At 73.2% G+C, this 26,942-nt stretch carries 25 protein-coding genes; 10 read left to right on the forward strand and 15 right to left on the reverse strand.

Annotation, left to right across the window (positions count from 1 at the left end; translation table 11 throughout):
* Window positions 1-68 precede the first annotated feature (68 nt).
* Both ACFWI8_RS17980 and ACFWI8_RS17985 read left to right on the forward strand, forming a co-directional pair.
* Window positions 69-641, forward strand: a complete 573-nt coding sequence (locus ACFWI8_RS17980) for a TetR/AcrR family transcriptional regulator (protein WP_387092078.1) — start codon at window positions 69-71, stop codon at window positions 639-641.
* Window positions 642-694: 53 nt separating this feature from the next.
* On the forward strand, window positions 695-2,164 hold the full coding sequence (locus ACFWI8_RS17985) for an ATP-binding protein (protein WP_387092081.1): 1,470 nt from the start codon (window positions 695-697) through the stop codon (window positions 2,162-2,164).
* Between the two features lie 36 nt (window positions 2,165-2,200).
* Here the strand turns inward: ACFWI8_RS17985 and ACFWI8_RS17990 are convergent, their stop codons facing one another.
* The 3 genes from ACFWI8_RS17990 to ACFWI8_RS18000 all read right to left on the reverse strand — a co-directional run bounded on the left by ACFWI8_RS17990 (window position 2,201) and on the right by ACFWI8_RS18000 (window position 3,895).
* On the reverse strand, window positions 2,201-3,031 hold the full coding sequence (locus ACFWI8_RS17990; protein WP_387092084.1) for a DUF1963 domain-containing protein: 831 nt from the start codon (window positions 3,029-3,031) through the stop codon (window positions 2,201-2,203).
* Window positions 3,032-3,210: 179 nt separating this feature from the next.
* Complete coding sequence (locus ACFWI8_RS17995; RefSeq protein ID WP_387092165.1) at window positions 3,211-3,396, reverse strand: DUF397 domain-containing protein; 186 nt, start codon at window positions 3,394-3,396, stop codon at window positions 3,211-3,213.
* A 46-nt stretch (window positions 3,397-3,442) separates the two neighbouring features.
* The gene (locus ACFWI8_RS18000; protein WP_387092087.1) at window positions 3,443-3,895 is read right to left on the reverse strand and encodes a Scr1 family TA system antitoxin-like transcriptional regulator; all 453 of its coding nucleotides are present in this window, start codon (window positions 3,893-3,895) and stop codon (window positions 3,443-3,445) included.
* On the opposite strand from ACFWI8_RS18000, the gene ACFWI8_RS18005 reads away from it, so the two are divergent.
* Window positions 3,888-5,042: a methyltransferase domain-containing protein gene (locus tag ACFWI8_RS18005; protein ID WP_387092090.1), complete on the forward strand. Its 1,155-nt coding sequence runs from the start codon at window positions 3,888-3,890 to the stop codon at window positions 5,040-5,042. The genes ACFWI8_RS18000 and ACFWI8_RS18005 overlap by 8 nt on opposite strands.
* Before the next feature lie 71 nt (window positions 5,043-5,113).
* Here ACFWI8_RS18005 and ACFWI8_RS18010 read toward each other — a convergent pair whose 3' ends face one another.
* The 4 genes from ACFWI8_RS18010 to ACFWI8_RS18025 form a co-directional block, all read right to left on the reverse strand.
* Window positions 5,114-9,784, reverse strand: a complete 4,671-nt coding sequence (locus tag ACFWI8_RS18010) for an FtsK/SpoIIIE domain-containing protein (protein ID WP_387092093.1) — start codon at window positions 9,782-9,784, stop codon at window positions 5,114-5,116.
* 58 nt (window positions 9,785-9,842) lie between these two features.
* Window positions 9,843-11,135, reverse strand: a complete 1,293-nt coding sequence (locus tag ACFWI8_RS18015; RefSeq protein ID WP_387092096.1) for a hypothetical protein — start codon at window positions 11,133-11,135, stop codon at window positions 9,843-9,845.
* Window positions 11,132-11,788, reverse strand: a complete 657-nt coding sequence (locus ACFWI8_RS18020) for a sigma-70 family RNA polymerase sigma factor (protein WP_387092099.1) — start codon at window positions 11,786-11,788, stop codon at window positions 11,132-11,134. The genes ACFWI8_RS18015 and ACFWI8_RS18020 overlap by 4 nt, the downstream gene beginning before the upstream one ends.
* A 137-nt stretch (window positions 11,789-11,925) precedes the next feature.
* Window positions 11,926-12,801: an RICIN domain-containing protein gene (locus ACFWI8_RS18025; RefSeq protein WP_387092101.1), complete on the reverse strand. Its 876-nt coding sequence runs from the start codon at window positions 12,799-12,801 to the stop codon at window positions 11,926-11,928.
* 311 nt (window positions 12,802-13,112) lie between these two features.
* Here ACFWI8_RS18025 and ACFWI8_RS18030 point away from each other — a divergent pair, with 311 nt between their 5' ends.
* Together ACFWI8_RS18030 and ACFWI8_RS18035 are read left to right on the forward strand one after the other, a co-directional pair.
* Window positions 13,113-13,709: a hypothetical protein gene (locus tag ACFWI8_RS18030; protein WP_387092104.1), complete on the forward strand. Its 597-nt coding sequence runs from the start codon at window positions 13,113-13,115 to the stop codon at window positions 13,707-13,709.
* 312 nt (window positions 13,710-14,021) lie between these two features.
* Window positions 14,022-14,609, forward strand: a complete 588-nt coding sequence (locus ACFWI8_RS18035; protein ID WP_387092107.1) for a sigma-70 family RNA polymerase sigma factor — start codon at window positions 14,022-14,024, stop codon at window positions 14,607-14,609.
* Between the two features lie 58 nt (window positions 14,610-14,667).
* Here ACFWI8_RS18035 and ACFWI8_RS18040 read toward each other — a convergent pair whose 3' ends face one another.
* From ACFWI8_RS18040 to ACFWI8_RS18060, 5 genes are all read right to left on the reverse strand, one after another.
* Complete coding sequence (locus ACFWI8_RS18040; protein WP_387092110.1) at window positions 14,668-16,125, reverse strand: PepSY-associated TM helix domain-containing protein; 1,458 nt, start codon at window positions 16,123-16,125, stop codon at window positions 14,668-14,670.
* 83 nt (window positions 16,126-16,208) lie between these two features.
* On the reverse strand, window positions 16,209-17,024 hold the full coding sequence (locus tag ACFWI8_RS18045; RefSeq protein WP_387092113.1) for an SAM-dependent methyltransferase: 816 nt from the start codon (window positions 17,022-17,024) through the stop codon (window positions 16,209-16,211).
* A gap of 70 nt (window positions 17,025-17,094) precedes the next feature.
* Window positions 17,095-17,559 carry a hypothetical protein gene (locus ACFWI8_RS18050; RefSeq protein ID WP_387092116.1) on the reverse strand — a complete coding sequence of 155 codons (465 nt, stop codon included), beginning with the start codon at window positions 17,557-17,559 and terminating at the stop codon, window positions 17,095-17,097.
* Between the two features lie 218 nt (window positions 17,560-17,777).
* Window positions 17,778-17,969 carry a hypothetical protein gene (locus tag ACFWI8_RS18055; protein WP_387092119.1) on the reverse strand — a complete coding sequence of 64 codons (192 nt, stop codon included), beginning with the start codon at window positions 17,967-17,969 and terminating at the stop codon, window positions 17,778-17,780.
* Between the two features lie 98 nt (window positions 17,970-18,067).
* Entirely contained in the window at window positions 18,068-19,282 is a 1,215-nt protein-coding gene (locus ACFWI8_RS18060; RefSeq protein ID WP_387092122.1) for a helix-turn-helix domain-containing protein, read from the reverse strand.
* A gap of 82 nt (window positions 19,283-19,364) precedes the next feature.
* Between ACFWI8_RS18060 and ACFWI8_RS18065 the strand changes: the two genes are divergently transcribed.
* Complete coding sequence (locus tag ACFWI8_RS18065; RefSeq protein ID WP_387092125.1) at window positions 19,365-20,042, forward strand: YdcF family protein; 678 nt, start codon at window positions 19,365-19,367, stop codon at window positions 20,040-20,042.
* A 16-nt stretch (window positions 20,043-20,058) separates the two neighbouring features.
* On the opposite strand, the gene ACFWI8_RS18070 is transcribed toward ACFWI8_RS18065, so the two are convergent.
* The 3 genes from ACFWI8_RS18070 to ACFWI8_RS18080 form a co-directional block, all read right to left on the reverse strand.
* Complete coding sequence (locus ACFWI8_RS18070; protein WP_387092128.1) at window positions 20,059-20,601, reverse strand: DapH/DapD/GlmU-related protein; 543 nt, start codon at window positions 20,599-20,601, stop codon at window positions 20,059-20,061.
* The gene (locus ACFWI8_RS18075) at window positions 20,598-21,530 is read right to left on the reverse strand and encodes a LysR family transcriptional regulator (protein WP_387092131.1); all 933 of its coding nucleotides are present in this window, start codon (window positions 21,528-21,530) and stop codon (window positions 20,598-20,600) included. The genes ACFWI8_RS18070 and ACFWI8_RS18075 overlap by 4 nt, the downstream gene beginning before the upstream one ends.
* Before the next feature lie 91 nt (window positions 21,531-21,621).
* Window positions 21,622-22,233, reverse strand: coding sequence for a hypothetical protein (locus tag ACFWI8_RS18080; protein ID WP_387092134.1), 612 nt, complete (start codon window positions 22,231-22,233; stop codon window positions 21,622-21,624).
* Between the two features lie 169 nt (window positions 22,234-22,402).
* Between ACFWI8_RS18080 and ACFWI8_RS18085 the strand changes: the two genes are divergently transcribed.
* Genes ACFWI8_RS18085 through ACFWI8_RS18100 form a run of 4 tightly spaced genes read left to right on the forward strand, consistent with a single transcriptional unit; the run spans window position 22,403 to window position 26,868 of the window.
* Window positions 22,403-23,488 (forward strand): hypothetical protein, encoded by a 1,086-nt coding sequence (locus ACFWI8_RS18085; RefSeq protein WP_387092137.1) that lies wholly within the window; start codon window positions 22,403-22,405, stop codon window positions 23,486-23,488.
* A 2-nt stretch (window positions 23,489-23,490) separates the two neighbouring features.
* Entirely contained in the window at window positions 23,491-24,696 is a 1,206-nt protein-coding gene (locus ACFWI8_RS18090) for a toxic anion resistance protein (RefSeq protein ID WP_387092140.1), read from the forward strand.
* Window positions 24,693-26,273 carry a substrate-binding domain-containing protein gene (locus ACFWI8_RS18095; RefSeq protein WP_387092143.1) on the forward strand — a complete coding sequence of 527 codons (1,581 nt, stop codon included), beginning with the start codon at window positions 24,693-24,695 and terminating at the stop codon, window positions 26,271-26,273. Before ACFWI8_RS18090 ends, ACFWI8_RS18095 begins: the two co-directional genes overlap by 4 nt.
* Window positions 26,260-26,868 (forward strand): hypothetical protein, encoded by a 609-nt coding sequence (locus tag ACFWI8_RS18100; RefSeq protein ID WP_387092147.1) that lies wholly within the window; start codon window positions 26,260-26,262, stop codon window positions 26,866-26,868. Before ACFWI8_RS18095 ends, ACFWI8_RS18100 begins: the two co-directional genes overlap by 14 nt.
* The last annotated feature ends 74 nt before the right edge of the window (window positions 26,869-26,942 follow it).

Below are 26,942 nucleotides of genomic sequence, written 5' to 3' on the forward strand. Positions count from 1 at the left end.
GGGCCCGCCGTTTCTACCTCGGTAAGATATGGCGGGCCCCGCCACTTAGCAACCCGGAGGTGAACGCCATGCCCGCCAAGCAACGTGCGGACGCCCGGCGCAACCACGCGCGGATCCTCGCCGTGGCCGAGGCGGAGGTCGCCGAGCACGGCGCCGACGCCTCCCTGGAACAGATCGCCCGCACGGCGGGCGTCGGCTCCGCGACCGTGCGCCGCCACTTCCCCACCCGCCGCGCACTGTTGGAGGCGGTCGCCCACACCCGGATCGAGACCCTGTGCGCCCGCGCCCACGCCCTGAAGGACGCCGAGGACGCGCGGGCCGCACTGCTGGAATGGTTGGGCGAGGTCGTCGCCTACTGCGCGTCCGTCCGGGGCTTCGCCGCCGCGATCGCCCACGACGGCGCCGCACCCGGCTCGGTGTACGAGAACAGCTGCACGACGGCGATCGAGACGGCCGGCACCCCCCTGCTGCGCCGTGCCGCCCGCGACGGCGCGGTGGCGCCCGGCGTCACCATCACCGACCTGATCACCCTGATCGTCGGCATCGCCCTGGCCACGGAACACCACCCCGACCCCGCCACCGAGGCCGACCGCCTCTTCCACCTGGCGGTGGCGGGCCTGAGCCCGGGCTCACCCGCGTAGGTTTGTATAGGTCCGCATATAATAAACGGACCTATACAAATATGGAGCGCGCCATGGACAAGCCCGCCGAGATGTTCGATCGTGATTTCGAGTGGGCCGAGCTGACCCGGTTCGCCGCCCTGCCCGGCCCTCAGGCCACCCTGGGCGTCGTCTCCGGCCGCCGCCGCCAGGGCAAGACCTTCCTCCTCGACGCCCTGACCCGAGCCAGCGGCGGCTTCCTGTTCACCGCCACCGAGGCCACCGAGACCGACGCCCTTCGAGAGTTCGGCGCGGCGCTCGCCCACTACCGCGACCAGCCCACGCCTTTCCGCTTCTCCCACTGGGACGAAGCCGTCACCGAGCTCATGCGCATCGCCGACCGCGGCGGCCCCACCACCGCGGTCATCGACGAATTCCCCTTCCTGGCCAAGGCGTCCCCCTCGCTCCCCTCGATCATCCAGCGTGCCCTCGACCCCACCGCCCAGCGCACCAACACCCCCGTCCGACTCCTGCTGTGCGGATCAGCACTGTCCTTCATGGGCGGGCTGCTCGCCGGCAACGCCCCGCTGCGGGGCCGCGCCGGCCTCGAACTCGTCGTCCCCACCCTGGACTTCCGCCTCGCCGCCGAGTTCTGGGAGATCACGGACCCACGCACCGCGCTGCTCACCAACGCCGTCGTCGGCGGCACCCCCGCCTACCGCCGTGAGTTCACCCAGGGCGACGCCCCCGCCGGGCCCGAGGACTTCGACGACTGGGTCGTCCGCGCCGTACTCAACCCGGCCCGCCCTCTCTTCCGCGAAGCCCGCTACCTGCTCGCCGAAGAGCCCGAGCTCCGCGACACCGCGCTCTACCACTCCGTGCTGGCCGCCATCGCCGCGGGCAACTCCGCCCGCGGCGGGATCGCCGACTACCTCGGCCGCAAGTCCACGGACCTCGCCCACCCACTCAGCGTCCTCCAGGACGTCGGCCTGATCACCCACGAAGCCGATGCCTTCCGGCGCAACCGCGCCGCATACCGCATCGCCGAACCGCTCGTCACCTTCTACCACGCCGTGATGCGCCCGGCCTGGGGCAACCTCGAGCGCCCAGGACGCGCCCCGACGGTCTGGCGCCGCGCCCAGCCGACGTTTCGCAGCAAGGTCGTCGGCCCGCACTTCGAGCAGGTCTGCCGCGAGTGGGCCCGCTGGCACGCGGCAACCGAAACCCACGGCGGGCAGGTCGCCGACGTCGTCAGCGGCCTCGTCAACGATCCGGCGGCCAGGACCAGCCACGAGATCGACGTCGCGGTCCGCGGCGAGACCGCCGACGGCCGCGAGGGACTCCTGGCCATCGGCGAGGCCAAGTGGAACGAGGCCATGGGAACGCACCATCTGGAGCGCCTCCGGCACATCCACGCCCTCCTCACCTCCCGCGGGATCGCCACCGAGACCACCCGGCTCCACTGCTACAGCGGGGCGGGGTTCAGCCCCGAGCTGCGCCGCCTCGCCGAAACCGACCCCCTGGTCGAGCTGATCGACCTGGACCGTCTGTACCGCGGCGAATAGGGGCCGCCGGCACCCGGAGGGTGGCCCGCGCCGCGATCACCAGTGGTCGGGGGTCGGGATCGCCCGGCCGAAGTCGCCGGCGCGCAGGGCGTCGGTGGGTATCGACCAGTGCATCCAGCCGCCCTCGCCGCCGATGGACCACTCGTGGTGGTCGGAGAGTTGGAGCAGGTGGTGGTACCGGTTCGGATCCTCGCCCTCCGGCACGGTGGGGTAGGAGCCGGTCGGGAACACCGGCCGGCCGAAGGCCGTGTCGTCGGCGCAGAGCGCCCCGGGCTGTTCCGGCCAGTCGCTGAGCGCGGTCCTGATGTCGTAGCTGTCCAGGTGCTCGGCCCCCGGACTCCGGGCGAGACTGTCCCAGGCCGGGTCGAAGGCGTCCGGGAGGGAGAACCCCGGCGAGGCCGCCCACGGGACCGGCTCGAAGACGCTCGACCGGGCCGGGGCCCTCGTCTCCACGGCGTGCGCGGCACGCGCCGCGATCACCCGGCCCACCCGCGGGTCGGTGCTGTGGTGGGCGAGCGCCACCTCGTGGGCGGCGGGGTCGCCCTGCTCGGAGTCGCTGTCGAGCGCGAAGAAGTTGAGCAGGCCCGTCCCGGCCGGGAGCAGATCACCGAGCCAGGGCGCCAGCACGTCGGCGTCGAGGACGGCGAGCAGGCTCAGCGGGAAGCCGTCGCAGGTCGGCCACGGCGTGCCCGGCTCCAGCAGCGCCCGCCCGCCGAACCGGCTGTGCCCCGCGGCCTGGCCTGGCTCGGCCTCGGTGAGCGCGAACCCGGGCCGGGCCAGGCCCACGAAGCGGGTGGCCACCCGCGGGCCGAGCCGGTCGGCGCAGAAGTCGTGCAACGTGGTGAGGGTGATCTCGGGGTCCACCACGGCATTCAAGCATCCGTCTGAGACAGCCGGATGAGGCCGAACTTGCCCGGGCGTGCTGCTCATCCATGCGGCGTCCTCTCGTGATCAGGCTGTCGTCAGTCGAAGACCGTGACACCACCGTCCCAACTCCCGCCGCTCCCGCGAGGCATTCGCGGCGTGGACGAGCACCGCTTCAACCGTCAGGCGCAGTCGAGCGCCCCCGACTTCGCGGCCTTGATGAACGCTGTCCAGGCAGCGCAGGAGGTCTGAGTCGAGGGAATGGATCGGTCCTTGGTGTCCCGCACGGCGACCACGGCGATGTCGGAGACCACCGCGACCTCGACGCAGTTGCCATTACTCGCCGTGTAGCTGCTCGTACGCCACAGGGCGTTGCCAAAGGCAGCCGCACGCGACTAAGCCGACTTCGTCATCTCAGAGCTCGCTCTCGATTCGTTGGACCAGCTCAAGCGTAGCCTCGGGAGTAAAGGCCGCGGCACTCAGATTCCGGAACATCCTGTTGAGACGCCTCAGCACCGCTGGGTCGTCACGAAGGCTCGTCGTCGCGTCTGCCGCCTCGGTGAACGCTGCCTCGACGTCGCCGTTCTTCTCCGTGGCGAACAGGCTGAAGGCACCGGTACTGGCACCTTTCTCACCCGCTTCGAACGGGATGACACGGAGGTCCACATGCGGAAGTTCGGCGACCTCGGCCAGCTCGCGTAGCTGCGCCTTCATCACCGCCGGCCCATGGACTTCCTCGTTGATCAGGACGGCGACTGGCACCTCGTAGACGTCAACCCCAACGGCCGGTACGGCTTCGTCCCCGACCTCCGCGGCCCCATCACGCGCGCCCTCGCGACCTGTTGGAAGGACCACACCGATGAGCACAGTGACGACATCCCAGGAGGCCAGGAGCCGCCTGGTCGAAGCCCTGACCGACAACGGCGACCTCCGATCACCGGCGTGGCAGGCCGCCTTCGAGGCTGTCCCTCGCGAGACGTTCACGCCGAACTTCGACATCCGCGACGGCGAGATCAGACGGGCCTACGCCCCCGGGGACTCCGGCTATCTGGAGGCCGTCTACACCGACACCTCGCTCGTGACCCGCTGGGACGGCGCCGGCGTGGCCACGAGTTCTTCCACCATGCCCTCGCTCATGGCCCGCATGCTCGAAGCGCTCACCCTGCCCGATGACGCGAACATCCTGGAGATCGGCACGGGGACCGGCTACAACACCGCCCTGCTGTGCTGCCGACTCGGCGCGGACCACGTGACCAGCGTCGATGTCGAGCCCACCCTGACCGCCGTCGCCCGCGAACGGCTCGCGCGGCTCGGCTACCAGCCAACCGTCGTCACCGGCGACGGCACGGCCGGCTGCTCCGAACGCGCCCCGTACCACGCCATCCTGGCCACCTGCGGCGTTCGACGTATCCCCATCCCGTGGTTGCGACAGCTCCGCCCCGGTGGCGTCGTCGTCACCGACATCGGGGCAGGGATCGTCCGTCTGGTCCGACACGAGGACGGCGGCGCGGAAGGCCGGTTCCTGCCGGAGACCGCCGCGTTCATGCTCGCCAGGTCCGGGCCGGAGCAGGACGCCGAGAACGGCGTGCATCACCTGGGCCTCGCCCTCGGCGAGGAGGGGGAAGCACTCACCGACACGATCCCCACCACGTCCGAGGACGCCGACCGGTTCTTCGCCGATCTCGTCCTGTCCGACTCCCTGGACCTGACCCTCCGCCAGCCGGAGGTGCTGGCGGTCACGCTCACCAGGGACGACGGGAGAACCCACCACTGCCTCATGGACCCGGCGACCCGCTCCTGGGCCCGGGTCACGCCGGTGGGTGGCGTGACCGTGTGCGTCGAGCAGGGCGGGTCTCGGGACCTGTGGCGAGAGCGGGCTGACATCCTCAGCCACTGGATCGGGGCCGGGCGCCCCGGGCCCGCCGGGTATGGCCTGCGTGTCGCGGCGGACGGCCACCACACCCTCTGGCGAGACGGCGCGGAGGGCCGGGAGGCCTGGCGCCTCCCGGGCTGAGGGAGCAAACGGGACGGCCCGGCCGTGAGGGCCGGGCCGGCGCGCGGAGCGGAAAGGGTGGGCGGGTGGGGCTACTCCTGGAGGACCGTCAGGGGGATCTGGATGGCGACCGGGCGGCCCTGGCGGTCGGCGAGCCAGGCGCGTCCTGGGGTGGACGGGGGGCGGAGCTGTTCGGGGGCCAGGCGGACGCCGATCAGTTCGCCCTCGCCCAGGTTCTTCGGCGCGAGGAGCATGCCGCGCCGGGCGCGGCGGGCGATGCCGATCCAGCCCATCGCGGTCATGCCGTCCGCCGGTCCGGCGAGCAGCAGGCCGAGGCCGCGGTCCCGGCCCGCCGAGGCGACGCGGCGCAGCGCCTGGTCGGCGCGGCCCGTCATCAGCATGTCGGCGTCGTCGACGACCACCACGGCCGGCCGGCCCTCCAACGACGAGAGCGCCGCCTCCAGTTCGTCGCCGGTCGGGTCGGTCGCGGTCAGCACCCGGGCCAGGCCGTGCGCCGCGAGGCGGCGCAGCGGCGAGTCGCGGGGGGTGAGGACCACGAGGGCGGTGCCGCCCATCAGCAGCGAGACGGACATCGCGGCGAGCGTGTTGGAGCGGCCGCTGCCGGGCGGTCCAGCGACCATGAACGAGCCGACGTCGGCGGTGAAGTCGTAGCCGATCGGCGCCGCCTCGTCGCCGCCGAGGCCGACCAGCGCCCACATCGGGCGGCGGTTCTCCTCGGGGATGAGGTCGGCGGCCTCCTGGAAGCCGACCACGGCGGGCAGTTCGGTGATCGGGAACGGCCGCAGCTCGTCCGCGATGCCGGAGTCACGGGCGGTGGCGCGGCGGCCGATGGCGCGCAGCGCGTCCGCCTGGTCGCCCGAACCCTTGGGCCCCTTGGCCAGCTTGGACTCGGCCGGCGCGGACGCCGGGAGCAGCAGGATCTGCGCCTCGGTGGCGCCCGGTGTGAACCAGCCGCGGCCGGGAGCGATGCGCTCGGGCACCGAACGCCGGTTGATGCCGGCCGCGGCGAAGTCCATCCGGTCGGTCTGGCGCAGCAGCAGCCGGCGGTCGTTGTGCTGGGCGGGGCGTCCGCCGAGCAGGATCCGTTCGGAGGTGGCGATCACGTGGATGCCGGCCGCGGCGCCCTCGCGCAGCAGCCGCAGCAGCTCCTCCAGCAGCCGGCCGCCGTCGTACTTGTCCAGCATGGCGTTGAGGGCGTCCCAGCCGTCGATCAACACCAGCAGGTGGGCGGGGCGTTCGGCCTTCGACACCTTGGCGCGCAGCTCGGTGATGGAGGCCACGTCGTGGCGGGCGATCTGGCTCTGCCGCTCGGTGAGTTCGGCGAGCAGCCGGCGGACCAGGCGGTCCAGCCGCTCCGGGTCGTGGCGGGAGACGACGGCGCCGCAGTGCGGCAGGGCCTCCAGCGCGGCGAGGCCGCCGCCGCCGGCGTCGATGCCGTAGATGTGCAGTTGGTCGGTGGTCAGGTGCATCGCGGCCGAGCCGGCGATGGTGCGCAGTGTCTGGGTGCGTCCCGAGCGGGGCGCGCCGATCACGTAGAGGTGGCCGAAGGTGGCGAAGTCCAGGTGGCCGAGGCGCTGTTCCTGGCGTCCCGGCAGGTCGAAGTAGGCGTAGGGGAAGGGCGGCAGGCGCAGCGCGCCCGGGGTGGGGTCGGTCTCCGGCTCCGCCATCGTGATGCGCTCGTCCAGCGGCGGGAGCCAGGGGCGGGGCTGCGGCGCGAAGTCGGGCAGCGCCTCGGCCGCCGCCCGCACCGCGGCCACCAGCTCGCTGAGGTCGGTGGGCGGGTCCTGGGCCTCGCCCGACTCCCCGTCCACGGGCACGTCGACGAGGGCGTCGGCGTCGGGCTGCACGGTCACCGGCCTGCCGAGCTGCTGCCAGGTCAACTCGGCGCCGCGCACGGCACGGTGGCCGCCGCCCGGGCGGACGCCAGGGGAGCCGTCGGTGACCGGGCGCTCGGCGCCGACCCAGGCGGTCTGGAACGGCAGCGGCGGTCCGTCGCCGCGTCGGATCAGCGCCCGGCCCGGGGTGGCGGGCGAGATGCCGGCGGCGGCCGGCGAGTTGAGGATGTCGGTGGACTCGGTGCGGTCGGTGACGCGCAGCGCGATCCGCAGGTTGGTGTTGGCGCGGATCTCGTTGCTGACGGCGCCGGCCGGGCGTTGGGTGGCGAGCACCAGGTGCAGGCCGAGGGACCGGCCCCGCTGCGCCAGGCTGATCAGGCCGGGCACGAACTCCGTCAGCTCGCGCACCAGGGTGGCGAACTCGTCGATGACGAGGAGGAGTCGGGGCAGCGGCGGCAGCTCGGGCTCGCGGGCGCGCTTGGCCCGGTACTCGCGGTGGTCCTTGACGCCGACGTCGGCCAGCAGCTGTTCGCGGCGCTTCAGTTCTGCGTCGAGCGAGGCCAGGGCGCGCTGCACCAGGTGACCGTCGAGGTCGGTGATCATGCCCAGGGTGTGCGGCAGTTCCGCGCACTCCCGGAACGCGCTGCCGCCCTTGTAGTCGATGAGCACGAACGTCAGTTCGTCGGGCCGGTTGACGGCGGCGAGCGAGGCGATCATGGTCTGCAGCAGCTCGGACTTGCCGGAGCCTGTGGTGCCGCCGATCAGGCCGTGCGGGCCGTCGGTCGCCAGGTCCAGGTGGGCGGTGCCCTCGAATCCCGAGCCGATGACGAAGGTGGTGCTGGCCGGGTTGCGCTCCCAGCCGCGAACCAGCGTGGCCGGGTCCGGCGGTTCCTGGCCGAGCAGCGGCAGAAGACGTACCTCGGTGGGGAGTCCGGCGTCGGCGTCCACGCTGACGTCGCGCAGCGGCGCGAGGGCGCGGGCGGCCTCCTCGCACCACTCGGGGTCGACCTGGTCGGCGCGCACGCCGCTGACGGTGGCGTGTCCCGAGGAGCGGACGGTGAGCCGGTTGCCGGTGGCGGTGACGACGGCGGAGCACTGCTCCGGCAGCAGCCGTTCGCGTTCGTCGAGGCAGAGGCTGAAGATGCCGACGGCGGGGCCCTCGGTGAGGATCTGGGTGACGCCCGGCACCTCGCGCAGCCGGTAGGCGCCGTCCATCACGACCAGCACGTCGGGGTCGGCGACGGCGACGGCCTGGCGGCCGGCGCCGCCGGTGACGGTCGTCCTGGCCTGGATGTCGGCGAACAGCTCGCTGACCCGGCGGGCGGTGGACTCGGGGTCGTTGCCGAGCGCGATCAGCGGGGCGCCGAAGCCGGCCCGGTTGGGCCGCAGATGGGGCAGCCAGCGGACCCACGCCCAGTCGTCGGCGTGCTGCTCGTCGGTGAGGACGACGATCCGCAGGTCGCGCGGGGAGTGCAGGACGGCGGCCTGGGCGACGGCCCAGCGGGCGACGGCGCGTGCCGTGCGGCTGGTGCCGGTGAGGCCGAGCACGCCGAGTTGGCGCATCTCGGCGCCGATCGGCACGTCGGCGAGGCGCCAGTGCACCTGGCGGTGGTTGGTCTCGCGGGCCTGGTCGCTGATCTTCTTGAGGGAGGCCCGGGCGACGGTGCCGAGCCTGAGGGTGAGGTAGTCGCCGTGGTGCCGGCGGCGTTCCCACAGCTGACGTCCCGGGCCGGTCGCGGTGAGCTGGATCGCCGCCGGGTCGGGGGACGCCTCGTTGCGCAGCCCGCGCTCCTCGACGGTGGCCCGGCGCATCTCCAGTTCGAGGGCGGCGCGGCGCAGGTGGAAGCGGCGCATCTGCTCCTCGTGCCGCTTGCGGTTGGAGCGGCGCCCGGTCAGCCAGTTGCCCACCGCCATCAACGGGGTGAACAGGATGAGGATCATGAAGTAGAAGGAGCGGAAGATCGCCATCATGGCGAGGCCCATGACCAGCGGCGAGAGCATGAGCATGAACGGGAAGGTGCGTGGCCCGGGGGGCGACGGCGGTCCCGGCAGGCTCAGGTTCTCGGCGTCCAGCGGCGGGACGATCCGGGGCGGCCGGTTGTAGTCCATGGTCAGGCCGTCGGCGGCCGGCTTGACGGCGGCGTCCGGCTCGAACGGCGGCGCGAGGCGCAGCAGATGGTCGCCGAGCGACAGGTCGGCGTAGAACGGCCAGGGCCGCGAGCCGTCGGTGGGCGCCGGCAACTGCCCGGGCGGCAGCGGTTCGGGGTCCGCGGGCAGGCCGTCCGGGCCGGCCGGCGGCGGCTCCTCGCTGTGCCCGCCGGGGCCGCCGTCCTCCGCGCCGGCCGGCTCCTCGTCGGTGAGCGGGGTGCCGGTCTCGGGGTCGACGGGCGGCGGCGGGGTGAGGCTGCGCAGTCCGCAGGTGTCGGGGTCGGCGTCCTCGGGCAGCCGGTAGCTGGCCGTGCCGTCGGCGTGCACGGTGATCCAGGTGCCGGTGGGCGGCAGCCCGTCGTCCTCGTCGGGGTCGTCGGCCGAGGTGTCGGCGAGGCGGACGGCGCAGCTGCGGTCGGTGCCGATCTCGTAGGCGCCGGGGCCGAGCCGCCAGACCCGGCCGGCGCCCGGGCCCGACACGTGGCGCAGTTCGAGCAGCGCCGGGTCGGTGGCGGGCGGGGTCCAGGCGCGGGCGGCGCTGGGCTGGGGCGGCGCGGGCGCGCCGCGGCCGAGCAGGACGCCGTCGCGGACGCCGCCGACGCCGAGCGGCGCGTCGGAGTCGAGCAGGCGCTCGCCGAGGAAGAGCCTCGGGGTGTCGAGTGCCGCGGCCAGCTCGGCGACGGTGGCGTCGCCTGGCAGGTCGAGCAGGTGGTCCGTGAGCCGACCCTGCTGGTCGGCGCTGGTCACGGTGAGCTTCACGGGCGGTCCAACCGGCTTCGGTGGGTGGAGTGTTCGGTGGGTGGCGCGTTGCGCGCCGTCAGTGCGGCAGCGTGCGGGTGGCGTCCCGGCCGGTCCCCGCGGACCCCGTGGAGACGGGCGCGCCGCCGCGCGGCGCGGTCTCCGGCTCGGAGCCGGGCTCCGCGAGGCGGTGCTCGCCGGTGTCGTCGGCCTCGTCCTCGAGTTCACCGAGCGGCGGCCGGGGCGCGGTGCGGACGGCGGTGGACCCGGCCCAGCCGTCGGCGTCGCCGCTGGTGCCGCTCGTGGCCTCCTCGTCCGCCTCGTCCTCGTCCAGTTCGGCGAAGGTACGGGTGGTCTCGGCGGCGTCGCCGGCGGGCGGCGCGGGCGGCAGCACGGGCGGGATGGCGGAGAGCACCTTGGCGACGGCCCGGCTGAGGGCGTTGCCCGTGGTGAGCAGCGGGGTCCCGGCGACGGAGATCTGGCCGTGCCGGTCGGTCAGCAGGGTGCGCAGGTGGCCGCGTCCCTCGCCCAGCAGGAGCAGCCGCAGGGCGGGGAACTCCTCGGGCGGCTCGGAGAGTTCGGCCGGCACCGGGTCGGGCAGTTCCGCGGTGACCAGGACCGGCGAGAGGCCGAGCTTGGGCCGCTGCTCGCGCGCGGCCCGGTGCGCGGCGCGCACCGGCATCCCGGCGAAGCCGCGGTGCACGCCCTCGGCGACCACCACGAGCCCCTCGGGCAGCCGGACGTCGAGCTGGGCGGCGACCGCCTGGTGCAGGGCGACGGCGGAGCGCCGGTCGCCCTCGACGGTGATCATCGGCGGCCCCACGGCCAGGTCGAGGAAGGCGCTGCGGCCGCCGACCTCGCCGACCGCGACCAGCACGGGGTGCACCTGGTCGGGGTCGGGCACGACGGGCGGCAGGTCGGCCCGGGCGACGCTCCAGTGGTCGTCCGCGTCGTCGCCGGCGAGCCACCAGCGCTGGTCGTCCGGAAGGGAAACGTTTCCGCTCTCTCCGGCGACGAGGACCGTGACGGTGTCGCCGTCCACCAGCGCCCCGTAGGCCCGGCCGCCGGCCGCGCGCGCGGCGGCCACGGCCCGCTCCGCGTCCCGCCAGGTCGCGGTGGCCCGCAGGCCGCGCACCAGGACCCGGAACGAACGCCGGTGCCGCAGCCAGGCGCGGAAGGGCGCGGCGAACGCGTGCCCGGTGACGGCGAACTCGCGGCGCAGCCGCCGCCAGGCCTTGGCCCAGCCGCCCTGCCGCATCGCCAGGTAGCGGATGATCAGGAAGATCACCAGCAGCACGGCGATGACGCCGAGCACCCGGAAGATGGTGTCCCGGTGGCGATCGATGAACTCGAAGGGATCGGTGGTCCTCATGCCGCCTCCGCCGCGTGCGCGGCCTCGAACTCCGAACGCAGGGCCGCCAGAGCGTAGTGCACGCGGGACTTCACGGTGCCCTTGGGTATGCCCAACAGGCGGGCGGCGTCGGCCCGCGACCGGTCGCACAGGTGCACGTGGGCCAGCACGTCGCGGTGGAGCGGGCTGAGCCGGGAGAGCGCCCGCACCACGGCGACCCGGTCGACCACCGCGTCGGCCACGTCGCCGCCGTCGTCGGCGGCCCGGTGCAGCAGGGCGGCCGGCACGATGCCGATCGGCACGCTGCGGTCGCGGCGGCGGGCGTCGACCGCGAGGTTGCGGGCGACGGTGTGCAGCCAGGCGGCGAGGTGGTCGTCGTCGGCGTGGAACCCGCCCTCCTCGCCGGCGAACTCGTCGGTGGCCAGCCAGGCGCGGAGCATGGTCTCCTGCACGATGTCCTCGGCCCGGTGCGGATCACCGGGGGTGAGGCGGTTGGCGTAGCGCAGCAGGCGGCCGCGGTACCGCTCGGCGGCCGGCTGCTGCCTGCTTCCGGCGCAGTGCGCGGTCCTGGCGACGGGTGCCGGGACGGCGGCGGGTACGGGGGCCGGGGTGGCGGGCCCGGGTATCGGCGAGGCGGCGGGGACCGAAGCTGGCCGGGCGGTCGGCCGGGCCATGGGGTGAGGCGAATGAGCGTCAGGCATCGCTCTTCTCCAACAGCGCTCGGACGGGGCGGCTTTAGAGGCTACGCCACTGTGAATGACCGGGACGTTACCGGAACGTGGCGGCGGAGTCTCGGCAACTCGCGTGTGGCTCAACGGGATTCGAGTCTCCAGGTCTGCGCGGGGGTGCGGTTGCACTCCCACTGGCGCACGTTGGCACCCCAGTCGACGCTGGCGTCCATGACGTCCATGCAGTGGCCGCTGGTGACCGAGATCAGGATGTAGCCGTTCAGGTTGGGCTCCAGCCGGAACCGCTGGGACATGCCACCATTGCAGCCCCACATGTGAATGTTCGCACCCGCGTCGAGCGAATCGTTGGCGATGTCCACGCAGTTGCCGCCGAGACCGATGAGGTTGTACGTGTTCAGCTCCCCGGTCGACCGCAGGGCGAAGTTCTGGGCCGAGGTCTCGTTGCACTCCCACTGGCGGACGTTGGTGCCCGCGCTCGTGCCGCTGCTGTCCACGTCGAGACAGCGGTCGTCGGTCGTGTTGGCCACCAGCCGGTAGACGTCGTCGGGCAGCACGTTCTCCTGCCTGACGGTCTCGGCCTCCTCGGTCTCCGGCTCCGGCTCCTCCTCGCGCTCCGGCTCCGGCTCCTCCTCCGGCTCCGGCTCCTCCTCCTGCTGCGGCGGGGGCGGCGGCTGCTGTTCCTGGGTCTGCTCCGGCTGCTCCTCGCGCTCGGGTTCCGGCTCCTCCTCGGGCTCCGGCTCCGGTTCCTCGGTGGTCGGCTCGGGCTCGGGCTCCGGAGCCGGCTGCTGCGGGCGGTCGGCCGCCACGGTCTCGGTCGGTCCTTCGTCACCGGACAGGACGGTCCCCATCGACCATCCGGTGACCGACACCACGGTGGCCACCGCGACCGCCCAGCCGAGGGAGGTGAACACCCGCCGTCCAGGCAGGAGTCCACGACGGGCCACGGCCGGCCGGTCTGCGAAGGCGTCGACGAAACGCTGGGGCTGTTGCTTCGGCATCGGTTCGGTGCCTCACGGGTGGGGTGGACGGGCAGGGTGAACAGTGGCTTTCTGATGGGGCGTTGGAAACAGGTCTACTCCAACGGCGGCCAGCGGTACACCCCGAGACTAGGGTTCTTTACGTTGTCGAACGTTGCGTTTGCGTTGCGGGTGGTCCTCGGATCGGTCAACCCGGGGTGAAAGGGGCCCACTTGAGGAGTCGCCGGGGGCGGCTCCGGAGTTCCCTGTCGGCCGCCGCTTTGCTCGGCTGAGGATAAATTAACGTCCGCGCCACTGCGCTCTCCGGCCCCCGCTGCCACGATGTGGCTGTCATGAGAGCGGGCCTGGCATTGCGAGCAGCGCGGGCGGCCGTGTTCGCCGCGCTCTGTGTGCTGCTCGCCTCCTGGGGCCACGTGGCGATGTCCGGGGTCCCGGTCGCCCACTGGGCGGTACTCCTCGCGCTGACCGTGGTCGGCTCCGGCGCCTGGCTGTTCGCCGGCCGCGAGCGCGGGCCGCTCACCGTGATGGGCGCGAGCCTGGCCACGCAGGCGCTGCTGCACCGCCTGTTCTCCTTCTTCCCGGCCACGCCTGACCCCGCCGCGCCGCTCGGCCCGGCGCACGCCGCGCACGCCCGACACACGGCGCCCTTGGCCGAGTTGGACGGCGGCGCGGGCGGCATGACCGCCGTACACGTGGGTCTCGCGCTACTGAGCGCGGTGTGGCTGTGGCGCGGCGAACGGGCCGCGTTCCGTCTGTTGCGCTCGGCCGCGTGGCGCGTGCTGCGGCCGGTCCTGTGCCCGCCGCGCACGGCGGCGCCGCCCACGGCCCGTCCGGCCCCACGCCCGGCCGGGGCCCGATGGGTGCCGCGCCGGCCGCCGTTGGTGTACGCGCTCTCGTCCCGTGGTCCGCCGCCGGCCGCCCTGACCTGACGGCCGGCACCGATCGGCCCTCGTCGGCAGCCGCGGCACTCCCCCGCCATCGTCCGGGACGCCATCCCGGTCGCGCCGTTCGGCGCGCCCCGGGGCACGTGCCCGGCGATCCGGTCGCACGGCGAGCCGCCGCGAGCGCCGTCGTGGGCCCGAGGCCGCGACCCGACCGGTCAGGTCCCCGCACCGTGCCACGGCCGGCGTCGCCCCGTCTGATCTGCCTCGCTGATCACAGCAACTCCCTTTCGGGGTCCCGGCCTTCCCCTGCCATGCCCTGACGACTCGGCATGGCCTCCGCGAAAGGCGACAGGGACGTTGACCACGACCACACTCACCCCGCGACGCCCGCAGGGTCCTGGACCTGACGACGAGGACCGCTCCGTCACCGACTGGGCGCTGGCCGCCAGGTCCGGCGACCGGCACGCGGTCGAGCACTTCCTCCGCGCGGTGCGCGCGGACGTCCAGCGCTACGTCACCCGGCTGAGCGGCGACGCGCAGGCCGCCGAGGACCTGACCCAGGAGACGCTGCTGCGCGCCCTGCGCGCCCTGCCGGCCTTCGAGGGCCGCTCCTCGGCCCGCACCTGGCTGCTGTCCATCGCCCGCCGCACGGTGGTCGACCGGATCCGCTACGAGCGCTCCCGGCCCCGACTCGCCGACACGGCCGACTGGTTGACGGCGGTCGAGGGCGCCCAGTGCCGGGCGCAGCCCGGCTTCGAGGAGGGTGTGGCCCTCGCCGAACTGCTCGCCGAGCTCCCCTCCGACCGGTCCACCGCGTTCACCCTCACCCAGATCCTCGGCCTGCCCTACGCGGAGGCGGCCCGCGCCACCGGCTGTCCCGTCGGCACGGTCCGCTCCCGCGTGGCACGGGCCAGACAGACCCTGATATCCCAACTCGCCGAGTAGTCACGCCACTTGTCTGGGGCGGCGGCCGGACCCGTTTCCGGCCGCCGTCCGGGGGCCGCTACCGGTCCCGCCCCTCCCCGATCCTGGGTGGCGCCCCCTCGACCCGGCCCAGCACGGCGTCGACCAGCAGGAAGCCCACCAGGGTCACGCCGAACACCGGCAGGAACCAGCCGACCAGCGCCACCCCGACGGCCAACGGCACGAGCAGAACGGGCGGTACGCGCCGCCAGACGCCGCGCGGCAGCGGCCGGCCGAAGGAGCCGGCACGGCCGCGCTGCCACCACATCCGGTAGCCGAGCACGATCAGCGCGATCAGGGACAGCGCCAACGCGGCCAGGGCCAGCTGGTTGACCAGGCCGAAGAGCACCCCGGTGTGCAGGTCGATGCCCCACCGGCTGAGCTTGGCGAGCAGCGGGAAGTCATCGAACCGCACCACGTCCAGGACCTCGCCCCCGTTGGGGTTGATGGCCACGGCGTCCTGCTTCTCCGGCCAGCCGCGCTGGATCTGGCGCACCACGTAGGCGGACTCCTCGTCGGCCGGCGGCACCAGTTCCACCGGGTTGGAGAGCCCCTGGGCGCGGGCGATCGCCAGCACCTCGTCGACCCAGAGCCCGGAGGCCGGCCGGTCGCCCTCGCCGGCCTCGCCCGACACGTCCGGGTGCCCCTCGTGCCCGGCGCCCGCGTCCTCGGCGGCGTCGCCGACCGTCGGGCTGACGTCGGGGGTCTGCTGGCCGAGCGACGCGCGCAGCTCGGTGACGTTCTCGCCGGCGAAGGTGGACCAGGTCAGGCCGGTCGCGGAGAGGAAGAACAGGCCGGCCGCCACGGTGACGCCCAGCGTGCCGTGCCGGCCGAGCGTGCGGCGCCGCCCGGCGGCCGGGCGCTTGTCGCCCCTGGCGCGGCGGGCGCGCCACCTGGACAGCCACAGCAGCAGCCCGCCGCCCGTCACCACCCACAGCCAGCTGGCGGCCAACTCGCTGTAGAGCCGGCCCGGCGCGCCGAGGTGCAGGTCGCGGTGGAGCTCGTCGATCCAGGTCCTGACGGGCAACGCGCCGGTGGAGCCGTACTGTTCGAGCGCGCCGCGCACCTCCGCGGTGTACGGGTCGACGAACACGGCGAGGGTCTTGTCGTCGTCGATGCCCGGCGTCCCGGCCAGCAGCACCCGGGTGGTGGCGCCGGCCTCCGGCGACGGCCGGATCGCGGAGATCGTGCCGTCCGGGTACGCCTCCCGCGCCGCCGCGACCTGCGCGGACAGCGGCAGTTCGACCCCGTCGCCGACCGGCACCGTCAGCTCGTCGGCGTAGACGACCCGCTCCAGCTGGAAGGAGAGCGCGTACAGCAGCCCGCTCGCCGCCGCGACCAGCAGGAACGGCGCGACCAGCACGCCCGCGTAGAAGTGCAGCCGCAACACGAGCGGCCGCAGCGCCGCCCAACCGGCCGAGCGGCTGGGCGGCTTGCTCGTCACCTCGGAGGACGGTTCTGTGGTCTCGGTCGACTCGCTTGACTCGGTGACGGACATGAGCACTCCCGGGTCGGAACCGGGCCACGTCCGTGGCCCTCACTCACGACAGTCGGAAGCGGAACGGCGCGGGTTCCCGCCGATCACGGCTTGCGGGCGACGCCCCCGTACTGGTGGACCTCGTCGGGCAGCCCCCAGGCGAGGGCGTCGGGGCGCCAGCGGGAGCAGGAGACGACGCCGGGGTCCAGCAGTTCGAGCCCGTCGAAGAAGCGGGCGATCTCCCCCGGGCCGCGGAGGATGTAGGGGACGGAACCGCCGTCGTTGTACTGGCCGATGGCCGCGAGGTACTCCTCGCTGGTGCCGGTCGAGTCGTAGTGCACCAGGTAACTGCCGGACGGCAACGCCGCGACCAGCTCCTTCACGATGGCGCGCGCCTGGTCGTAGTCCTCGACGTGGCCGAGGATGCCCATCAGCATCAGCGCGACCGGCTGGTCGAAGTCGAGGATGTCCTTGGCCTGTTCGACGATGGAGTCGGGCTCGAAGAGGTCGGCGTGGAGGTAGTCGGCGCTGCCCTCCGGCGTGCTGACCAGCAGGGCGCGCGCGTGGGCGAGCACGAGCGGGTCGTTGTCGACGTAGACGACCTTCGACTCGGGGGCCACCCGCTGGGCGATCTCGTGGGTGTTGTCGACGTTGGGCAGCCCGGTGCCGATGTCGAGGAACTGCCGCACGCCCTCCTCGCCGGCGAGGTGGCGCACGGCGCGCGCGAGGAAGTACCGGGCGGCCCGCGCGCCGTCGACGATCCCCGGGAACACGTCCCGGAACGCGTCGCCGGCGACCCGGTCCACCTCGTAGTTGTCCTTGCCGCCCAGCCAGTAGTTCCAGATCCTGGCCGAATGCGGCACCGTGATGTCGATCGCGGCCCGCGCGGCGGCATCGGGGTACGACGGCTCGTCGGTCATGCTTCTCCTCGTCCTCGGTGGTGGGCCACACGCTAGGCCGACCGCACCGTCCGGGGCCACCTGCGGCGCGCTACTCCCTTACGGGGCAGGGCAGTTCGGGCCGGCTGTGGTTGGGCGAGCAGGTGATGAGGTCGAGGGTGGTGTAGCCGGTTCCCTGGATATACCAAGCGGCGTGTGCGTCACCTCCCTGGTGGAGGGTCACGGCGACGTGCGCCACCTTCGCGGCCAGCCGTTCCGGCTCCCGCTCCCCCGGTGACGCGAATCCGGGCGCGGCGCGCGTCATCTGCTCCTCGAACCAGCGGACGGCGGCATCGACGTCGTGGAACGTGCCGGCGATGGCGCTGGCCGGCCGCAGCAACCAGTTGGCGATAAGAATCGGCGTGCAGCCGTTCGTCGCGAACACGGGCGACTCCGGCCGGCGGGGGCCCTCCGGGTCGTAGGTGCGGCGGTCGCCGGTCCAGCGGTAGGCGTGGATGTGCCGGCGGGGCCGGCCCCCTTCCGGGGGCCGGCCGTCGTGCGGGTTACTGGCGTCCACAGCCGTCGCCGTCTCCGCAACCGCCGGACTGCCCGCCCTCGGTGGGCTCGTCGTCGTCTCCCGGATCAACGCGCACGTCAGTTACCGTTCCTTTCATGCCGAAGGCGCGAGGACTCTCCTCGTGCCGGTGGTGCGGCCGTTCCGGGCGGGGACGGCCAAATCCAAACGCCCGGAACGGACAACTCGAAGAGAGGCGTGCGCAAGCACGCCCGCTCGGCTCATCTCGGCTCGGCTGAACGCCGGTTCGCCTCGGCCACCAGCAGGCTCAGCGACTCGCTCAGCCTGACCGGCTCCACGTCCTCCGGCGCGGCGGCCCACTCACACCCGCCGCCCAACGGCCGCAGCCAGACCCGGCCGCACTCGTGCGCCATCACCCGGCCGACCTCGGCACGGGACGTGTCACGCGCCATCGCCCCAACAGCCGCAAGCTCGCTCTCCGTATACATGTGATTACGGTGACGCGAGGGGCGCGAAAAGCCCAGGGACGGAACGTCCCAGTTACGACGCGTTAAGCGTCAAGGCCGAGGAAATCCGCGATCCGCCGGAGGCCGGGTGGGTGAGAGGGGCCCGCTCGCAGGTCGAGCACGATGCTCACGGCAAGCGTGTGGTGCCGCATCCACTCCGGGGCGAATCGGCGCAGGGACTCCAACGCCCTGACCGCGCCGACCGCGTCGCCGAGGTCCGCGCGCGCGCGGGCCACGTCGAGCAGCAGCCAGGTTCGCCATGAGGGCGGTGTCGACCCGCTGACCCGCATACCCCGGGCGAGCGTCAGGGCCTCTTCCGGCCGGCCGTGCTGCACGGCGAGTCGAACCCGCTCGATCCGTACGGAGGATCGGCTGAACACCGACACCAGCCGGCCGTCCGTCGGCGCCGGGAGCCGGCTGAGCCGCCCCGCCGCGCGTTCGGCCGTGGTCATCATGTCGGTGGCCTGGTCGTAGTCGCCGGCACGGGCCGCGCTGGTGGCGGCCGACATCAGGAGCCCACCCCACACGCGCCACTCGGTCGCACTCTCCGGGCCGCCTCGCTGCACGGAATCCGCCGCGCGAAGGGCGAGTTCCGAGGCGTCCGCCAGCCGGTTCTGACGCTGGTAGGCCCAGGCAACGGAGTTGCAGATCATCGGGGGAAGCAGCGGGTCCGATGAGGCCTCGGCCGCGGTCATCGCCCGTTCGAGACCGGCGAGTGCGATGTCCGTCTTCCCCAGCCTGATGGCCAGGTGGCCGGCGAGTTGGAGCGTCTTCCCCAACAGCGCCTGACCCTCCGCGCGCTGATCCACGTCCCCGGCCGCGGACACCAGCCTGGTACGCGCGATCAGATCGGGCAGCAGTTCCATCACACGGTCGAAGCCCGCGCCGTGGTACAGCGTCCACCCCTCGGCGAGCTCGGCTCGCAACGCGTCCGACGACAGCCCGGCCACGGACTCCGGGACCGGCGGCACCGAGAACATGGGCGGCGTCATCGCACGCCGCAGGGCGACCAGTTGGGGAGACTCCACCTCTCCTGTGGACGGGACTCCCGGTGGGTCGCCGAGCAGCGCGGTCACCTCGACGCCGAGCCCCCTCGCCAGGGCGTGGAGCGTCGGCAGTCGCGCCGAGTGCTTGCGCCGCTGTTCCAACTTCCGCACGACATCGACCGACACGCCCGACCTCGCGGCCAGCCCCTCCTGGGTCTGCCCGCCCAGTCGCCGTAGCCGCACCACCCGGTCGCCCAAGTGCTCCGCCACCATGCTCATCACGGTACCCACGTCGCGCCGATATGGGACGTTGGTGCGGAAGAAGGACCACCGACGGGGTGAGAGGAACAGCGTGGTGCCCAAGCGGGATCAGGTCGTGGTCACGGACGCCCAGTGGAGCGACGCCAGGCTGATCTGGGACTACCACCTGATGGGACACGAACCGCGGCCCTGCTCCGTCGGCATCGGCCTCGGGAGCCACGATCTCGGCGTGGCCACGCGTGCCGCCGAACTGTACGCGGCCGAGCACTTCCCCACCCTGGTCTTCAGCGGAGGCAACAGCCCCACCACCCTCGCCCGGTTCCCGCGTGGCGAGGCAGTCCACTACCGCGAGCACGCCCTGGCGCTTGGCGTGCCGGACGAGTCCATCCTGGTGGAGCCGCTCGCGGCCAACACCGGCCAGAACATCGAGTTGTCCCGCCGGCTGCTCCAAGGAGCCGGCATCACGGTCGACTCGGTCCTGTTGATCTGCAAGCCCTACATGGAGCGGCGGGCCTTCGCCACCTGTCGTCAACTCTGGCCGGCGGTCGAGGTCGTGTGCGCCTCGGAGCCGCTGTCCCTCGATGACTACGTCAAGTCCATCGGAAACGAGAAGCTGGTGGTCGACATGATCGTCGGCGACCTGCAACGCGTGATCGACTATCCGGCGCGCGGCTTCGCCATCCCGCAACGCGTCCCCGCAGCGGTGCACGCGGCCTACGACCGCCTGCTGCGGGCCGGCTTCGACTCCCGGTTGGTCAAGAGCGAGCGGTGACGGCGGGGCGCGGTCGTCACCACTGTCGTCGGACGGTGGCCTTGGTGCCCGTCACCAGGCTCGCCGGTGGGACGTCGTCGGCCACCACCGCGCCGGCGGCGACCACGGCGTCGCGGCCGATGCTGACGCCCGGGAGGATGGTCGCTCCGGCGCCGATCCACACGTTGTCCGCCACGTCGATGGGCCCACCGCTCAGCCAGCCGCGTCGTTCCTGGGGGTCGACCGGGTGGCCGACGGTGATGAACGTGGCCTTGGGGCCGACCATCACACGTTCGCCGAGCCGGATGCCGGCGTAGTCCAGGAACGTGCAGTTCTGGTTGATGAACACCCGCTCGGCGAGGTCGAGATGGAGGCCGTGGTCGGTGTAGAAGGGCGGGTAGATGGTGACCCGTGCCGGCAGCGGCCTGCCGAGTATCTGTTCGAACAGCGCCGCCCTGCCGGCCTCGTCCTCGAAGGGCAGGACGTTCAGCCGGGAGGTGAGCTCGGTGGTCCGCAGCACCCGTTCGGCCATGGCCTGGAACTCGGCGCTGTGGATGCGCAGGAAACGGTCGTCGGTCATGGCCTCGCCGCCCAGGTCGGGCGCCAGACCGGCTCCGGGAGCTCCGGCAGGTTGCGGAGGTGGGTGATGAGCCCGCGCAGTGCCGGATGGGGGTTGGTCCTCGGGAGGAGGAGCGCGAGGGGGTAGGCGAGGGTCGGGTTGACGACGGGGATGCGGCGCAGGTCGTGGCTGGTCGGCCAGAGGTAGCGGTCGCGTGCCCCGACGAGCGTGGCCACGTCCGCGGACTCCGCGAGGACGTCGAGGAGCACCTCGTCCCCGAAGTGCGGGCCCGCCGCGTCGACGCGCAGGTCGAAGGCGGTGGCGAGCTGGTCGTAGTACTCCGACCACTCGCTCCCGGGCGCGATGCCCGGCACCCAGATCCGGTGGCCGCGCAGCCGCGCCGGGGTGAGACTTCGTGCGGCGGCGAGCGGATGTCTGGGGCCGACGAGGAGTTCCAGCGGTGAGTCGAACGCGTGGATCGTCCGCACGTCGGGCGGTCGCGCGGCCGGTTCTGTGACGGTGCGGAACGAGGCGTCGACGTCGCCCGCCGCGACGGCGGCGGCCGCCACGCGCGGGTCGTCGACCCGGAGGGTCACCACGTCGAGGTCGGTCCCGGGCCGCGACCGCCAGTAGTCGTGCAGCACGACGGCCTGCGCGCTGCGCCGGCCGAGCACGTCGATCCGCAGGGCCCGCGCGCCGGGCCGGACGGCCGCGACGGCACGCTCGACGCCCGCGACGATACTCCGCGCGTGCGGGAGGAACGCCTGGCCGTCGAGCGTCAACTCGACCCCGCGCGCGGTGCGGGCGAACAGCCGGACGCCCAACTCGCGCTCCAGGGCGGCGATCCGCTTGGAGACCGCCTGCTGGGTCACGCCCGACTCCTCGGCCGCAGGGCGCAACTGTCCGAGCTCGGCCGCCCGGACGAACGATCGCAGTGCCTCGCTGTCCACCGGTCGATCGTAGGCGGGTACAACCGATCGTTGTGGCTCGTGGTGGATCGGTTGTCGGGCTCGGGCCGGGCGGCCCGAGCCCGGACAGGGCCTACAGGCCGTCGGCGACCATCGCCGCGACGATGCGGACGTGGCGGTCGGCGTTGGTGGTCGACCACTCGTTGTCGTAGTTGAGGCCGTACGGCCAGAAGTGGCCGCCGCCGGTGGAGATGCGGGCGCTGGAGCCGTCGTACTGGCGGACCAGCGCGGTGGCCTGGGCGCCGGTCCAGGTGCCGCTGCCGCCGAGGCGGCTCCAGCCAGAGCTGGTGCCGACGCCGATGGTGTGGGCGATCTCGTGGAGGGCGGTGCGCTCGCTCATGTAGGAGCGGTTGGCGCCGAAGCGGATCGTGCCGTTGATGTTGCCGTCGGCGGTCGGGACGCTCGGGTCGTAGCGGACGGTGATGTCCTTGCCGAGGCCGCCGCTGAGCGCGTTGTAGCGGGCCACGGCCGCGTTCATGGCGCTGGTGATGCGGTTGTAGGCGTCCTGTTGGTCGGCGGTGGGGTTGGCGGCGCGTTCAAGGCGCCAGGTGATGGTGGCGGCGGTCGACTGCTCGCTCGCGACCGGTGGTGGGGCGGGTGCGGCGATGGCGGGGGCCGGCGCGGCCAGCGCCAGGGCGGCCAGGGCGGCTACGGCCGCGAGGCGGCGGAGCAGGGATGAGGTCACCGGAGTTGCCCTCTCGCTCGGAATCGCTCACGATTCAAAGTGGCAGGTGCACGTCATTCAAGAAAAGCGCGCACCGGCGAACAGTCAACCCCCGCGTCGACATCACCCCGACATCTGGCGGACACCCAACCGCCGTGTGTGCGTGGCGTGTTGTGAGGACGCTTCGACCGTGCGACGAATATGGGGGATCGTCCTCGCCGCGCTGCTGCTCGGGGGCGTCGGCGTCGCCCTCGTCCAGGGACGTGACGACGGGGGAACGGCCACGACGACGGTGCGTGGCGTGATCGGGTCGGAGAAGGCCGAGTTCTTCGCCGACCCCGAGGTGATCGACGTCCTGGCCGAGCGCGGGTACGAGGTCGGAACCGACTCGGTCGGGTCCTGGGCCATGGACGACGTCGACCTCGAAGGCTACGACTTCGCCTTCCCGTCCAGCCAGGGCCCCGCCCAGGAGTTGGCCGCGCGGGCCGGCTCGCCGGGCGCGCCGCTGCGGCCGTTCTACTCGCCGCTCGTGGTGCTGGCGCGTGGCGCGGCGGCCGAGGTGCTGGCCGCCGAGGGCCTGGCCACCCTGGAGGACGAGCACCGCGGCCTGCTGTCGATGAGCGGCCTGCTGAACGCGATCGAGAACGGGGTGGCCTGGGGGGACCTGCCGGGCGCGGAACCCGCGGACGGTCTTGCCGGCGCGCTGTACGTGTCCAGCACCGACCCGCTGACCTCCAACTCCGGCGCCCTCTACCTGGCCGCCGCCTCCTACGTCGCCAACGACGGCACCGTGGTGGCCGACCCGGCGGGCGTGGAGCGCGTGACGCCCCTGCTGCGGACCCTGGTCCAGGTGCAGGGCACCCAACAACCCAGCTCCGACGGCCCGTTCCGGGACTTCGTCAGCGGCATCGGCAACCCGCTGGTGCTCGCCTACGAGTCGCAGATCGCCTCGTTGCTGCTGGCCGACCAGGACCCGGGCGACGTGGTGGTGCTCTACCCGGACACCACGGTCTCCAGCGACCACACCCTGGTGCCCGTCACGGACGCCGGCCAGGAGTTCGGCCGACTGCTCACCGAGGACCCGGAGTTGCGGCAGCTCGCGGTGCGGCACGGCTTCCGGCCACAGGGCGCCACCGCCGAGTTCACCGAGGCGGCCGGCGCGCACGCCGCCCACCTCAACGCCGGCCTCGCCGGGGTCAGGCAGGCTCCGCCGCCGACCTCCGACGTGCTGCGGGAGCTGGCGGAGCGCGCCACCGGGCGCACCGAAGGGAGCTGACCATGGAGCTGAATCCCCCGAGGCAGGACACCCCGCTGATCCTCACCCCACCGGAACCGGTGCCCGAGGTGAAGGCGGAGCAGGCGTCGGGACTCGTCCCGATCGACGCCGCCGCCCGCGAGGAATTGGCCCGCCGAGCCGCCGCCTACATCGACTCGCTCACCGAACTCGACAGTCGCTCCCCGGAGTTCGCCACCCGGGTGGGCGAGGTGACGGCCCTCGGCGGCGAGGAGATGCGGGCCGCCGCGGCGCAGTCCAACCGGATGCTGGACCGCAGCGTCCGCTCGCTCTCCAGGGGCGCCGGCGGGGAGGCGGGCGACGCCCAGTCCCGGGTCGCCGGCTCGCTGGTCGAACTCCGCCGCACCGTCGAGGACCTGGAACCGCGTGACGCCACCACCGGCGGGGTTCGCCGGCTGCTGTCCAGGCTGCCCGGCGGCAACCGCTTCCGCGACCACCTGGCCCGTTACGCCTCCGCGCAGGGCACGCTCCAGAAGATCGTGCATTCGCTCCGCTCCGGCCAGGACGAGCTGCGCCGGGACAGCGCGGCCCTGCACACCGAGCGGTCCAGGCTCTGGGACACCATGGGCAAGCTCCAGGAGTACGCGGTGCTCACCGAGGCGCTGGACACCGAACTCCAGCGCCGCGTCGACGCCTTGGAGACGACCGCCCCGGAGCGGGCGGCGGCGATGCGGGCCGACGTGCTCTTCCCGGTCCGGCAGAAACACCAGGACCTGCTGACCCAACTCGCCGTCTGCGCCCAGGGATACCTGGCCATGGACGTGGTCAGGCGCAACAACGACGAGCTGGTCAAGGGCGTGGAGCGGGCAGCCACCACCACCGTGTCGGCGCTGCGGATCGGCGTGATACTCTCCGCCGCGCTGGAGAATCAGCGCCGGGTCACCGAGCAGGTCAACGCGTTGCGCTCGACGACCGAGGACCTGGTGCGGGCCAACGCCGACATGCTGGCCACCCAGAGCGGCGAGATCCAGCGCATCGCCGCCGACCCGGCGGTCGGCGTCGAGACGCTGCGGGCCGCGTTCCAGCAGATCTACCGCACGCTGGACGCGATCGACACCTACAAGGCGCAGGCCACCGAGTCGATGGCGGCCACGGTGCGGGCCCTGTCCGGCGAGCTGGCCGACGCCTCGGCGCAGCTCGAACGCTCCCGGGAGCGGGACGCGGCGCACGGCGAAGGGAGACGGAGATGAGGGGCAGGCTCGCCGCGCTGCTGGCGGCCGTCGCGCTCACCGCCGCCGCCTGCTCCGACAACCCGGAAGGACCAGACGGCCCAGACGGCGGGGAAGGCTCCGTCGTGCGGATCCTCGCGAGCAGCGAACTCGCCGACACCGAGGACGTGTTGGCGCGGGCCCAGGAGGAGACCGGGGTCGGGGTCGAGATCACCTGGTCGGGCACGCTGGACGCCACCCGGCTCGTCGCCTCGGGCGAGGCCGAGGAGTACGACGCGCTCTGGCTGGCCACCAACGACTACCTGCGGCTGCGGCCCGAGGCGGCCGACCGGATCCTGACCGAGACCTCCGTGATGACCTCCCCGGTCGCGCTCGGCATCAGGACCGAGGTGGTCGAACGGCTCGGCTGGAACCCGGAGGAGGTCACCTGGGCGCAGGTGCACGCGGCGGCGGCCGCCGGCGAGCTGACGTTCGGCATGACCGACCCGACCCGCTCCAACTCCGGCTACAGCGCGCTGATCTCGGTCACCTCGGCGCTGTCCGGCGCCGAGGCGGCGCTCACCGAGGCGGACGTCACCGGCAGCGCCGAGCGGCTGCGGGAGTTCTTCACGGGTCAGCGGCTCACCTCGGGGTCCTCGGGCTGGCTGGCGACCGCCTTCGCCGGCCGGACGGACGTCGACGCGCTGATCAACTACGAGTCGGTGCTGCTGTCGTTGGTACGGGACGGCACCGCCGAGCTGACGGTCGTCCGCCCGCTCGACGGCGTGGTGACGGCGCGCTACCCGCTGACGACGCTCACCTCCGCCTCGCCCGAGGCCCGCGACGGGCTGCGGGCGCTCACCGAGCACCTGCGCGGCCCGGAGGCGCAGCGAACACTGACCGAGGAGACGCTGCGCCGCCCGGTCGCCGGCGGCGTCGCGCCGGCCGCGGCCATCCCGGAGGGACAGCGGCGCGAACTCCCCTACCCCGGCACGCTCGCGGTCGCGGACGGGCTGCTCGACGCGTTCGACAACGAGCTGCGCCGACCGTCGCGCACCGTGTACGTGCTGGACACCTCGGGCTCGATGGAGGGCGAGCGGATCGAGTCGCTGCGGGCCGCGCTTGGCCGGCTCACCGGCACCGGCGGCGCGGGCGCGGGCGAGCGGTTCAGGGAGCGGGAGCGGGTGACGCTGATGCCGTTCGCCGGGCAGGTGGTCTCCGTCGACACGTACACCGTCGAACCGGCCGACCCCGAGCCGGGGTTGGGCCGGATCAGGGAGGGCGTCGAAGGGCTGCGGGCGGAGGGCGACACGGCGATCTACCTGAGCCTGATCGAGGCCTACCGGCTGCTGGCCGAGGAGGACACCGAGGACGCGTTCACGTCCATCGTGCTGATGACGGACGGCGAGAACGGCGACTCGATCGGCGCGGACGGCTTCGCCGACTTCCACGAGACGCTGCCGCCCGCGCTACGGACGGTGCCGGTGTTCACGGTGCAGTTCGGGGACTCGGACCGCGGGGAACTCGAGGGCATCGCGGAGCGGACCGGCGGCCGGCTCTTCGACGCCGTGGAGGGCTCGCTCGATCAGGCGTTCCAGGAGATCCGTGGCTACCAGTAGAGCGCTGAGGTACCTGGAGTCCCGCAAGAACCTGACCGGCTGCGTCTGCGGCCTGGCCGGCCTGGCGCTCACGCTGGCCGGCCAGGCCGGCGCGCTCTGGCCGGTCGTGGTGGGCGGACTCTACGGGGCGGGCGCACTGCTCGCCCCACCGGACCGCGCGGCGCCGCCGCCGATCTCCGAGACGTCCGAACTCGCCTCGATCCGCGCCGACTTCACGGCGCTGCGGAGCTATCTGGACGCCTTCGACGCGCCGCCGACGGCGGCCGGCACACTCGCCGAACTCGACGAACTGCTGACCGCGCTGCTCGACCCCGGCTGGGTCGCCGACGAACTCACCACCAACCCGGACGACGTCTACAAGCTCTCCCGCGCCGTCCGGCACGACGTGCCGGACGCCGTGGACGCCTACCTCCGCACCCGCTGGTGGTCCCGCCTCACCCCCGGCAACGAACCACCCGAACGCCACCTCGAACGACAACTCACACTGATCCTCCGCGAGTTGAACGCGGTGGCCGGCAGCCTGCGGGACTCCCAGGAACGCCTCCAGCAGACGCTCACCACGGAGCTGGAGAGCCGCGACCCGAAGGATGTTTGACGCCCGGGGCATTTTCCCCACCCGCCCGCCCTTTCCGCCCGCTCCGAGTACGAGCGCGGAGCGCCGGACGCGGT

The sequence above is a fragment of the Streptomyces sp. NPDC127098 genome (assembly GCF_042722465.1).
Classification (GTDB): domain Bacteria; phylum Actinomycetota; class Actinomycetes; order Streptomycetales; family Streptomycetaceae; genus Streptomyces; species Streptomyces millisiae.

Excerpts from the sequence above, each read along its gene's own strand:
- ACFWI8_RS17980 (WP_387092078.1), top strand. The coding sequence starts at position 69 with ATGCCCGCCAAGCAACGTGCGGACGCCCGGCGCAACCACGCGCGGATC.
- ACFWI8_RS17985 (WP_387092081.1), top strand. The coding sequence starts at position 695 with ATGGACAAGCCCGCCGAGATGTTCGATCGTGATTTCGAGTGGGCCGAG.
- ACFWI8_RS18005 (WP_387092090.1), top strand. The coding sequence starts at position 3,888 with ATGAGCACAGTGACGACATCCCAGGAGGCCAGGAGCCGCCTGGTCGAA.
- ACFWI8_RS18015 (WP_387092096.1), bottom strand. The coding sequence starts at position 11,135 with ATGAGGACCACCGATCCCTTCGAGTTCATCGATCGCCACCGGGACACC.
- ACFWI8_RS18020 (WP_387092099.1), bottom strand. The coding sequence starts at position 11,788 with ATGGCCCGGCCGACCGCCCGGCCAGCTTCGGTCCCCGCCGCCTCGCCG.
- ACFWI8_RS18025 (WP_387092101.1), bottom strand. The coding sequence starts at position 12,801 with ATGCCGAAGCAACAGCCCCAGCGTTTCGTCGACGCCTTCGCAGACCGG.
- ACFWI8_RS18030 (WP_387092104.1), top strand. The coding sequence starts at position 13,113 with ATGAGAGCGGGCCTGGCATTGCGAGCAGCGCGGGCGGCCGTGTTCGCC.
- ACFWI8_RS18040 (WP_387092110.1), bottom strand. The coding sequence starts at position 16,125 with ATGTCCGTCACCGAGTCAAGCGAGTCGACCGAGACCACAGAACCGTCC.
- ACFWI8_RS18045 (WP_387092113.1), bottom strand. The coding sequence starts at position 17,024 with ATGACCGACGAGCCGTCGTACCCCGATGCCGCCGCGCGGGCCGCGATC.
- ACFWI8_RS18055 (WP_387092119.1), bottom strand. The coding sequence starts at position 17,969 with ATGGCGCGTGACACGTCCCGTGCCGAGGTCGGCCGGGTGATGGCGCAC.
- ACFWI8_RS18060 (WP_387092122.1), bottom strand. The coding sequence starts at position 19,282 with ATGGTGGCGGAGCACTTGGGCGACCGGGTGGTGCGGCTACGGCGACTG.
- ACFWI8_RS18070 (WP_387092128.1), bottom strand. The coding sequence starts at position 20,601 with ATGACCGACGACCGTTTCCTGCGCATCCACAGCGCCGAGTTCCAGGCC.
- ACFWI8_RS18090 (WP_387092140.1), top strand. The coding sequence starts at position 23,491 with ATGGAGCTGAATCCCCCGAGGCAGGACACCCCGCTGATCCTCACCCCA.
- ACFWI8_RS18095 (WP_387092143.1), top strand. The coding sequence starts at position 24,693 with ATGAGGGGCAGGCTCGCCGCGCTGCTGGCGGCCGTCGCGCTCACCGCC.